Consider the following 9545-nt stretch of genomic DNA (forward strand, 5'->3'; position numbering starts at 1 on the left):
AAGCTGCCCAAGGTGTCCAAGCCGGCCTACAAGCGCACCAAGCCGCATCTGAACATCGGCACCATGGGACACGTCGACCACGGCAAGACCACGCTCACCGCCGCCATCACCAAGGTCCTCAGCGAGCGCGGCCCCGGCGGCACCTATGTGCCGTTCGACCGCATCGACCGGGCGCCGGAGGAGGCCGCGCGCGGCATCACCATCAACATCGCGCACGTCGAGTACGAGAGCGACACCCGGCACTACGCGCACGTCGACATGCCCGGCCACGCCGACTTCATCAAGAACATGGTGACCGGCGCGGCCCAGCTCGACGGCGCCATCCTCGTCGTCTCGGCGCTCGACGGCGTCATGCCGCAGACCGCCGAACACGTGCTGCTCGCCCGCCAGGTGGGGGTCGACCACATCGTCGTCGCCCTCAACAAGGCCGACGCGGGCGACCCCGAACTCACCGACCTGGTCGAACTGGAGGTGCGCGAGCTGCTGTCCGCGCACGGCTACCCCGGCGAGACCACGCCGGTGGTACGGGTCTCCGGGCTGCGCGCGCTGGAGGGCGACCCGCGCTGGACCGGCGCCATCGAGGCGCTGCTCGACGCCGTCGACATCTACGTACCCACCCCGGTGCGCCACACCGACGCCCCGTTCCTGCTGCCGGTGGAGAACACGCTGACCATCACCGGCCGCGGCACCGTGGTCACCGGTGCCGTCGAGCGTGGCACGGTACGCGTCGGCGACCGCGTCGAGGTGCTGGGCGCGGACGTGACGACGGTCGTCACCGGCGTCGAGACCTTCGGCAAACCCATGGAGTTTGCCGAGGCGGGCGACAACGTGGCGCTGCTGCTGCGCGGGGTGGCCCGGGACGCGGTGCGCCGCGGCCAGGTGGTCGCGGCGCCCGGCAGCGTCGTGCCCCGGCGGCGCTTCACCGCGAGCGTGTACGTGCTGTCGGCGGCCGAGGGCGGCCGCCGTACCCCGGTGGTGACCGGCTACCGGCCGCAGTTCTACCTGCGTACGGCCGATGTGGTCGGCGAGGTGGACCTCGGGGCCGCCGGGGTGGCCCGCCCCGGTGACACCGTCACCCTGACGGTGGAGCTGGGCCGCGCGGTGCCGCTGGAGCCGGGGCTCGGCTTCGCGATCCGCGAGGGCGGCCGCACGGTGGGCGCGGGCACGGTGCTCACCGTGCCCGGCCGGCCGTAGGGCCGGTGCTCCCGCTCGCCCCACCGGCGAGCGGGAGCCGTGACCTGCCGGGGACGGCACAATGGGACGGTGAACGAGCCGATACCCGTGACCCGGGCCGTGGACCACGGCACCGCCAAGCTGATGCCGGACCTGGACCGCCCGCGCGCCTGGCTGCTCACGGTGGACGGCGCGCCCCAGTCGTACGTCGACCTGGACGACCCCGGTCACCTGGAGTTCGAGTACGCGCGCCGGCTCGCCCATGTCCTCGACGGGACCGGCGAGCCCGGCGCTCCACTGGACGCCCTGCACCTGGGCGGCGGGGCGCTGACCCTGCCCCGCTATCTGGCCGCCACCCGGCCCGGCTCCCGGCAGCGGGTGATCGAGGCCGACGGCGGACTGCTGGAACTGGTCGCCGAGCGGCTGCCGCTGCCGCCGGGCGGCGCGGGCATCACGGTGCGCCGGGCGGACGCCCGCGCCGCGCTGGAGGCCGCGCCGGAGGCGTCCGCCGATGTCATCGTGGCCGATGTGTTCGGCGGCTCCCGGGTGCCCGCGCATCTGACCTCCGTCGCGTACGCGCGCGCCGCGGCCCGGGTGCTGCGCCCCGGCGGCGTCTACGCGGCCAACCTCGCCGACAGCGCGCCGTTCACCTTCCTCCGCTCCCAGCTGGCCACGTTCCGCGCCGTGTTCGCGCACCTGTGCCTGATCGCGGAGCCCGCGGTGCTGCGCGGCCGCCGGTTCGGGAACGCGGTGCTGGTGGCCTCGCGGGGCGAACTGCCGGTCGGGGTGCTGGCGCGGCGTACCGCGGCCGACGCGTTTCCGGCGCGGGTGGAGCACGGGGCGGCCCTGGAGCGCTTCACGGGCGACGCGGTGCCGGTGGGGGACGAGGACGCGGTGCCCTCGCCGGAGCCGCCGGGCGGGGCGTTCAGCGTCGGGTGACGGCAGGGGCCACGTCCGCAGCGGCCGGCCGGGGGCGCCCGTAGGGCACGTGAGGAGCGGCCCTCAGAGCTTTTCCGGCGCCGCCGCCCGTTCGGTGGCGGGCATTCCCTCGGCGACCGGGGCCGGTTGGCGGCGCCGCAGCCGCCGTACGTCCGGTACGCACAGCACCGCCAGGGTCAGCAGCAGGATCAGCGACGAGCAGCCCCACAGCGCGGCGGACCGCCCGAAGGCGCTGTCGGCGGGGCCCGCGAGGGCGGTGGCGAGGGGGACCAGGGCCATGGAGCCGATCGAGTCGTACGCCGCCACCCGAGACAGCTTGTCCTCGGGGATCTCCTGGTGCAGGGCGGTCATCCAGGACACCCCGAACACCTCGACCGACGCTCCGGCGACGAACATCACCGCCCACAGCGCGGGCGCGGACAGCGGGACGGCGAGCGCGGCCGACGGCAGGGCGAGGGGCAGCACGCACAGGATGCCCGGGAGCAGCAGGCGGCGCGGTCTCCAGCGGGTCATCGTCAGCCCGCCGACGACGGTGCCCGCGCCGAACGCCGCGAGCGCGAACCCCCAGGGCCGCGCCCCGCCCAGCTGCTCCTCGGAGACCAGCGGCCCGTACACCGCCTCGGCAGCGGCCACCACGGCGTTGACGACCGAGAACTGCAGCACGATGGTCCACAGCCAGGGCCGTCCGGTGAACTCCCGCCAGCCCTCGCGCAGATCGCGCAGCATGCCGCCGCCGGGTTCGCGCGGTGCGATGTGGCTGACGTCGAGCAGGGTGCGCAGCGCCCCGGCGGCGGCGAAGGCGGCGGCGTCGACGGCCAGCACCCAGCCCGGGCCGGCGACCGCCACCAGCGCGCCGCCCAGCGCGGCACCGCCGATCTGCGCGCCGTTGATGCCCATCCGGAACAACGCGAAGGCGCGGGCGGACTGTTCGGCGGTGACGCTGGAGAGCAGCATGCCCTCGGCGGCGGGGCTGAAGAACGCCTGCCCGGTGCCGCTGAGCGCGGCGAGCACGGCCATCTGCCATAGCCGCGCCTCGCCGGTGAGCACGAGCACCGCGAAGACGCCCTGCGAGGCGCAGTTGAGGGCGTTGGCCGCGACCATCACCCGGTGCCGCGGCAGCCGGTCCGCCAACGCGCCGCCGATCAGCAGGAAGGCGACGAGCGGAACGGTACGGGCCGCGGCGACCAGCCCGACGTCGCCGCCGTCCCCGCCCGCGTCCAGCACCGCGAACGCGGCCGCGATGAGGGCCCCGGAGTTTCCGAGGCCCGTCACCATCGCGGCGGCGGTCAGCAGGGTGTAGTTGCGGCCCGCCCAGGCGGGGCGGTGCCGTCGGGGACGCGGAGCCGGGGGAGTGGTCACGCGGCCGAACTATCCCGGGGGCGGGCCCCCGGTGTCCAACCCGATTCCGGCAGCGTCGATCAGGAGCCCTCGGACTTCACCGGACGCAGCGTGCTCATGATCTTCTTGATGGTGGCGTCCGGGACCTCGTCCTTGACGCCCTTGGCGGAGTAGAGCACCCAGGTCGCGAAGTCGCCGTTGACGTCCGTGTAGGTGACGGTGACCGCCTTGCCGTCCGTGACGCACTTGTCGGTCTTCTTGACGCCGGTGACCGTGGCCGTGGAGGTGTAGCCCTTGAGCCCGTGCTCGCTCTTGAACGGCTTGGCGTCGGTGACCTTGCGGGTGCCGGTCTGCTTCTGGTCGAAGGCGGCGAACACCCAGTTCTCGGCCTCGGTCTTGGCGGCGGAGGCCTCGGTCTTGGCGCCCTGCGCGCCCTTGGTGCCGACCCCGGCGATGCCGCTGGTCTCCTCCTCGCCGTCCTTGCCCTTGACCGTGCAGGCGTTTTCCTTGTACTTGGCCGGGGCGGACATGATGACGAGCGGGTTGCCCTTCTCGTCCTCGAAGCCGATGCTCAGGTCCGGCTTCTTCACCGTCCAGTTCGCGGGCACGTCGAAGGCGTCGTGCCGCTTGGGGCTGACGACCGTCTGCCAGCCGGATATCACCGGCTTCATCTCGGGCGCGTCGCCGCCCGCGCGCGGATTGTCCTCGCCGCCCGCGGAGGGGTCCTCGGTCGGGGCGGAGGAGGCGGCGGAGGACGCGGAGGCGGCGGGCTTCCCGCCGTCCTTCGCCTGGTCGTCCTTGTCGTCGCCCTGGTTCAGGACGACGACGCCGGTGATCACGGCCGCCGCGACGACCGCCACCGCGGCGACGATCGCGATGGTCGCCGTGCGCTTCTTCCGCGGCGGCTGCGGGGGCTGAGGTGGCCCGGCCGGTCCGGACGGCGTGTTCCAGCCGTGTGCGGGCTGGTTCTGCGGTGGTCCGTAGCCCGGTTGCGGTCCCGGCGGTCCCGGCGGGTGGCCGGGGTAGCCCGGCTGTGGCTGCTGATACGGATTCGGCTGCTGGTAGCCCGGTTGCTGGTACGGGTTGGGTTGTTGATACCCCGGTTGCTGATAGGGGTTCTGATCCTGCGGATTGTGCTCGCCCCCGGGCGGCTGCTGTCCTGGCCACATGGCCGATAACGATAGAGGGGGTCGCCGGGAGCGGCTACGGCCACCCCGTTCCCGAATGTGCTACTGGATGGTAACTTCCGGGGCATGTCAGAGACACCGCCGTCCATCGGCGACATGCTCGCGGCCACCGTGCCCATGGTGCGCACCCTGAACCTGGAGTTCATCGAGGCGTCAGCCGAACGCGCCGTGGTGCGCCTGCCCGACCAGCCCGAGCTGCACAACCACGTCGGCGGACCGCACGCGGGGGCGATGTTCACCCTGGCCGAATCCGCGTCCGGCGCGGTCGTGCTCGCCGCCTTCGGCGACCAGCTCCGGCGCGCCGTACCGCTGGCCGTGCGCGCCGGGATCGAGTACAAGAAGCTCGCCAAGGGGCCGGTCACCGCGACCGCCCGGCTCGGCCGGCCGGCGGCCGAGGTGGTGGCCGCGCTCGACGCGGGAGAGCGCCCCGAATTCCCCGTACGGATCGAGATCACGCGCGAGGACGGAGCGGTCACCGGGGAGATGTCCGTCACCTGGACGCTGCGGCCGCAGGACTGAGCGGCGGCCTCCCTCACCGCGCGGGCCGCTCGTACAGGGGTGTCTCCCCCTCGTACGGGGCCCTCCGGCGCGCCGATGTGGCCGGGGCCACGCATGGTGGAATGTGGCGGACGCGCCGATTGAGTACGCTTCCCGAAGTGCGCTCGATCGGGCGTGCGCCGACCATGGATCGGCATACGGGAGGGAACCGGCGTTGCACATCGAGGAATGGCTCGCGACCGTACCCGCGATCAGTGTGTATCTGCTCGTCGGGCTGGTCATCGGCCTCGAAAGCCTGGGCATCCCGCTCCCCGGAGAGATCATCCTCGTCACCGCCTCGCTGCTGGCGGCGTCGCAGGACCACATCAACCCGTACATCCTCGGGGCCTGCGCCATCGCGGGTGCCGTGATCGGCGACTCCATCGGCTATCTCATCGGCCGCAAGGGCGGCAAGCCCCTGCTCGAATGGCTGGGGCGCAAATTCCCCAAGCACTTCGGCGCCGATCAGGTGGCGTCCGCCGAGCGGTCCTTCCAGAAGTGGGGCATGTGGGCGGTCTTCGTGGGCCGCTTCATCGCGCTGCTGCGCATCTTCGCGGGCCCCCTCGCCGGGGTGCTGCGCATGCCGTACTGGAAGTTCGCCATCGCCAACGTGCTCGGCGGCATCGTCTGGGCGGGCGGCACCACCGCGGTCATCTACTCCGTCGGGAAGGTCGCCGAGGACTGGCTCAAGCGCTTCTCCTACCTCGGGCTCGTGGCCGCGCTGTGCTTCGGGCTCGGCTCGATGCTGGTGATGAAGTGGCGTACGAGGAAGGTGCAGGAGAAGGCTCGGCGGCGGGCCGCCGAACAGCCGGTCGCGGTCGGCGGTTCCGGGTCCGGGGCGGAGGCGGCCGAGCCGGAGCCCGTCCCGGCCGCCGAGTAGCCCGTCACTCCGTTTTGCCGGCCCGCTCCTCCGCCGCCGCGCGGTGGTGGCGGGCCAGTTCCACATAGCCCTCGGCGTTCAGCCGGACGTGCTCCCGCTCCTCCCCGGTCAGCTCGCGCCTGACCTTCGCCGGAACGCCCGCGACCAGCGAGCCCGGCGGCACCCGCATCCCCTGCGGCACCAGCGCCTGGGCGGCGATCAGCGAGCCCGCCCCGATGTGCGCGCCGTTCAGCACCGTGGCGCCCATGCCGACCAGGACGTCGTCCTCGACGGTGCAGCCGTGCAGCACCGCGTTGTGGCCCACCGTGACCCGCTCGCCGACCGTGGCGGGGAAGCCGGGGTCGGCGTGCACGGTGCAGTTGTCCTGGATGTTGCTGTGCGCGCCCACGCTGATCGACTCGGAGTCGCCGCGCAGGACGGCGTGGTACCAGACGCTCGCCCCCGCGGCCACCGACACATCGCCGATCACCACGGAGGTCGGGGCGGTGAACGCCTCCGGATCGACCTTCGGCTCCTTGCCGCCCACTCCCGCGATCAGCGCCCGCTCCGCCACTGCCGTCTCCCTCGGTCCGCGATTCCTGCCGTTCCCGGCACGTTAGCCCGTCGTCAGCAGCACCGCGCCCACCAGGGCGAGCCCGGCGCCGGTCGCCTGCACCGCGCGCAGCCGCTCGCCCAGCAGCCCGCGGGCGGCGAGCGCGGTCACCACCGGGTACAGCGAGGCGAGCACGGCGGCGATGGCGACCGGCCCGTGGTGGGCGGCCAGGTTGTAGGTGCCGTTGGCGGCGACGTCGGCCAGGCCCACGAAGGCGAGCGCGGGCAGGGTCGCCACGACGACGCGCAGGCCGCCCTCGGGCAGCGCGCGCGTGCCGCGCCGTACGGAGACCAGCAGCGCGGTGCCGCCGACCACCACGTTGCACACCCGCTGCACGAACAGCGCGAGGAAGAGCCCGGTCAGGGTGGAGGACGCCTCGGCGATCAGCGCCATCACCGATCCGAAGCCCAGCGCGGCGACCAGGGTGAGCAGCAGGGTCTGCCGCTGTACCGGGGCTCCGCCGCTCTGCGGCCCGCCGGCCAGGACCACCCCGGCCACCGCCACCACGACCCCGGCCAGCTGCAGCAGCCCGGGCCGCTCGCCGAGCACGATCGCGACCGCGAGCGGCACCATGACCCCGCCCAGGGCGCCGAGCGGGGAGACGACGCCCATCGGGCCGAGCGCGAGCGCCCGGTAGAAGCAGAGCATGGCGGCCGGGCCCACCACGCCCGCCGCCGCGGCGAACCACAGCTGCGGCCCGGCCTCGGCCCAGCCGCCGGTGGCGACCACGATCGCGCCGAGCACGGTCACCGCGATGACCTGCGAGACGACGACCACCGTGAGCGCGGGGGTGCGCCGGGTGAGCAGCCCTCCACCGAAGTCGGCCAGCCCCCACATGAGGCTGGTGGCCAGAGCGAAGAGTGCGGACATGGGAAGACCTCGCCGTACAGTGAGATGGACGCTGGAGTACACCCCACCGTAGTTCAATCTGTTCGACTACGCCATTTACGATATTGGACTGGATGCCGTGACCGACCTCGATCAGCTCACGCAGTCGCTCGCCCGCAACCTCAGGCGCTGGCGCAACGAACGCGCCTACACCCTGGACGCCCTCGCCGCCCGCGCCGGGGTCAGCCGGGGGATGATCATCCAGATCGAGCAGGCCCGTACGAACCCGAGCGTCGGCACCACCGTGAAGCTCGCCGACGCGCTCGGCGTGAGCATCACCACCCTGCTCGACTACGAGCAGGAAGCGCGGGTGCGGCTCGTACCGCCCGAGCAGGCGGTGCGGATGTGGTCCACGGAGGCGGGCAGCCACACCGTGCTGCTCGTCGGGACGGAGGCACGGGGGCCGCTGGAGCTGTGGGACTGGCGGCTGATGCCGGGCGACGGCAGCGACTCGGATCCGCACCCGCCCGGCACGGTCGAGATGCTGCACGTCCGCGACGGTGAGCTCACGCTCGTGGTCGACGACCAGGAGTACGCCGTGCCCGCCGGCACCTCGGCGATCTTCGAGTCGAACGTGCCGCACGCCTACCGCAACGACGGCGAGGAGACCGTCACCATGACCCTGGCGGTGTCCATCCCGCCCCCGCGCTGAGCGCAGCCCGTCCCGGTCCCCGTACGGCTGTTACGTTGTCGCCATGAGTACCCCGATGGATGCCTTCGGCGAGGTCCGTCCCGCCGTGGAATGCCTGGAGTCGCTGGCCGCCCCGGTCGCCGGCGCGCTGCGCGACTGGCGCGGCGCCGAGCCGGTGGAGGAGGTGCTCTACGTGGACACCGACCCGGACAAGGCCGACACCGCCGTGCTCGTGGAGCACTACGGCTCCTGGCTGCTGGAGCAGTCCGCCAACTGCGTGGTGGTGGCCGGGAAGCGGGGCGGCGAGACCACGCTCGCCGCATGCCTGGTCCTCGCCCACACCCGCGCGGACGTCAACGGGGTCGTACGGCGCCATCTGGGCGCCCGCAAGGCGTCGTTCGCGCCGACGAGTACCGCGACCGGCGAGAGCGGCATGGAATTCGGCGGCATCACCCCGATCGGGCTGCCCGCCGGCTGGCCGCTGCTGCTGGACGCCGCCGTCGCCGACATCCCGTACGCGCTCATCGGCAGTGGCAGCCGCCGGGGCAAGCTCATCGTGCCGGGCAAGCTGCTCGCCGGGCTGCCGGGCGCGGTCGTGCTGGAGGGGCTGGGCGCATAGCGGCCGGGCAAAGCCGGCCGCCGCGCCGCGCGCCGACCGGTTACCGGCCCAGCCGGGGGATCTCGATGGCGGGGCAGCGGTCCATCACCATCTCAAGACCCGCCGCGCGGGTCCGCTCGTACGCCGCCGGATCGACGACACCGAGCTGGAACCACACCGCCTTGGCGCCGATCTCCACCGCCTGGTCCGCGACCGGCCCGGCCAGCTCGGAGTTGACGAACACATCGACCACGTCGACCGGGAACGGGATCTCGGCGAGGCCGGCGTAGCCGGGCTCGCCGAGCACCGTCTCGGCCTTCGGGTGTACGGGCACGACGCGCTTGCCGTGGCGCTGGAGCACCCCGGCCACGCCGTAGGCCGCGCGGGCCTGGTTGGAGGACAGGCCCACGACCGCCCAGGTGTCGCCCAGCTCGCCCAGGATCGTGGCGATCGTCGCTTCGTCGCCGTACATGATTGCCTCCTGCGGGTGCGGTGTCCGTCCGGCCTCCTCGGGCGGAAACGGACACCGCGCCCCGGAGATTCCCCGGCGGGCGCCGGGGAGCCGCTTCAGGAACCCGACTCGGCCATGCGCTCGCGCAGACTGCGGGGCCGCATGTCGGTCCACACCTCGTCGACGTACGCGGAGCACTCCTCCTTGGTGCCCTCCTTGCCGACGGTCCGCCATCCGTCGGGTACGTCGAGGTCGGCGGGCCACAGGGAGTACTGGTCCTCGTCGTTGCGGAGCACCTGGTAGCGGGCGTTGTCGTCCATGAGCTGTTCTC

At 73.2% G+C, this 9545-nt stretch carries 12 protein-coding genes; 6 read left to right on the forward strand and 6 right to left on the reverse strand.

Translation table 11 applies throughout. The annotated features are described in order from the left end of the window. The first annotated feature begins 12 nt into the window (after nt 1-12). Nucleotides 13-1194, forward strand: coding sequence for an elongation factor Tu (tuf, locus tag ASC60_RS15975; RefSeq protein WP_055551819.1), 1182 nt, complete (start codon nt 13-15; stop codon nt 1192-1194). 69 nt (nt 1195-1263) lie between these two features. Next, a complete protein-coding gene (locus tag ASC60_RS15980; protein WP_055551368.1) occupies nt 1264-2112 on the forward strand; it encodes a spermidine synthase in 849 nt (282 codons plus the stop codon). A gap of 63 nt (nt 2113-2175) precedes the next feature. Here ASC60_RS15980 and ASC60_RS15985 read toward each other — a convergent pair whose 3' ends face one another. Further along, the gene (locus tag ASC60_RS15985; RefSeq protein ID WP_055551370.1) at nt 2176-3471 is read right to left on the reverse strand and encodes an MFS transporter; all 1296 of its coding nucleotides are present in this window, start codon (nt 3469-3471) and stop codon (nt 2176-2178) included. A gap of 59 nt (nt 3472-3530) precedes the next feature. Next, a complete protein-coding gene (locus ASC60_RS15990) occupies nt 3531-4619 on the reverse strand; it encodes a hypothetical protein (RefSeq protein ID WP_055551371.1) in 1089 nt (362 codons plus the stop codon). An 84-nt stretch (nt 4620-4703) separates the two neighbouring features. Here ASC60_RS15990 and ASC60_RS15995 point away from each other — a divergent pair, with 84 nt between their 5' ends. After that, on the forward strand, nt 4704-5156 hold the full coding sequence (locus ASC60_RS15995) for a DUF4442 domain-containing protein (RefSeq protein ID WP_055551372.1): 453 nt from the start codon (nt 4704-4706) through the stop codon (nt 5154-5156). 193 nt (nt 5157-5349) lie between these two features. Further along, nucleotides 5350-6054 carry a DedA family protein gene (locus ASC60_RS16000; protein ID WP_055551373.1) on the forward strand — a complete coding sequence of 235 codons (705 nt, stop codon included), beginning with the start codon at nt 5350-5352 and terminating at the stop codon, nt 6052-6054. Between the two features lie 4 nt (nt 6055-6058). Here the strand turns inward: ASC60_RS16000 and ASC60_RS16005 are convergent, their stop codons facing one another. Both ASC60_RS16005 and ASC60_RS16010 read right to left on the reverse strand, forming a co-directional pair. After that, nucleotides 6059-6607, reverse strand: coding sequence for a gamma carbonic anhydrase family protein (locus tag ASC60_RS16005; RefSeq protein ID WP_055551375.1), 549 nt, complete (start codon nt 6605-6607; stop codon nt 6059-6061). Nucleotides 6608-6649: 42 nt separating this feature from the next. Continuing rightward, a complete protein-coding gene (locus ASC60_RS16010) occupies nt 6650-7516 on the reverse strand; it encodes an EamA family transporter (RefSeq protein ID WP_055551377.1) in 867 nt (288 codons plus the stop codon). 97 nt (nt 7517-7613) lie between these two features. Between ASC60_RS16010 and ASC60_RS16015 the strand changes: the two genes are divergently transcribed. Together ASC60_RS16015 and ASC60_RS16020 are read left to right on the forward strand one after the other, a co-directional pair. Further along, the gene (locus ASC60_RS16015) at nt 7614-8186 is read left to right on the forward strand and encodes a helix-turn-helix domain-containing protein (protein ID WP_055551379.1); all 573 of its coding nucleotides are present in this window, start codon (nt 7614-7616) and stop codon (nt 8184-8186) included. A 43-nt stretch (nt 8187-8229) separates the two neighbouring features. Beyond that, nucleotides 8230-8784 (forward strand): YbaK/EbsC family protein, encoded by a 555-nt coding sequence (locus ASC60_RS16020; RefSeq protein WP_055551381.1) that lies wholly within the window; start codon nt 8230-8232, stop codon nt 8782-8784. A 40-nt stretch (nt 8785-8824) separates the two neighbouring features. On the opposite strand, the gene ASC60_RS16025 is transcribed toward ASC60_RS16020, so the two are convergent. Beyond that, entirely contained in the window at nt 8825-9235 is a 411-nt protein-coding gene (locus ASC60_RS16025; protein WP_055551384.1) for a CoA-binding protein, read from the reverse strand. A gap of 95 nt (nt 9236-9330) precedes the next feature. Further along, nucleotides 9331-9534: an MbtH family protein gene (locus ASC60_RS16030; protein WP_055551386.1), complete on the reverse strand. Its 204-nt coding sequence runs from the start codon at nt 9532-9534 to the stop codon at nt 9331-9333. Nucleotides 9535-9545 lie beyond the last annotated feature (11 nt).

Source organism: Streptomyces sp. NBRC 110028 (assembly GCF_001417735.1).
Lineage (GTDB): Bacteria > Actinomycetota > Actinomycetes > Streptomycetales > Streptomycetaceae > Streptomyces.

What these genes read in the sequence shown, in the direction of transcription:
- ASC60_RS15990 (WP_055551371.1), bottom strand. Translation starts at nt 4,619, where the DNA reads ATGTGGCCAGGACAGCAGCCGCCCGGGGGCGAGCACAATCCGCAGGAT.
- ASC60_RS15995 (WP_055551372.1), top strand. Translation starts at nt 4,704, where the DNA reads ATGTCAGAGACACCGCCGTCCATCGGCGACATGCTCGCGGCCACCGTG.
- ASC60_RS16010 (WP_055551377.1), bottom strand. Translation starts at nt 7,516, where the DNA reads ATGTCCGCACTCTTCGCTCTGGCCACCAGCCTCATGTGGGGGCTGGCC.
- ASC60_RS16020 (WP_055551381.1), top strand. Translation starts at nt 8,230, where the DNA reads ATGAGTACCCCGATGGATGCCTTCGGCGAGGTCCGTCCCGCCGTGGAA.
- ASC60_RS16025 (WP_055551384.1), bottom strand. Translation starts at nt 9,235, where the DNA reads ATGTACGGCGACGAAGCGACGATCGCCACGATCCTGGGCGAGCTGGGC.
- ASC60_RS16030 (WP_055551386.1), bottom strand. Translation starts at nt 9,534, where the DNA reads ATGGACGACAACGCCCGCTACCAGGTGCTCCGCAACGACGAGGACCAG.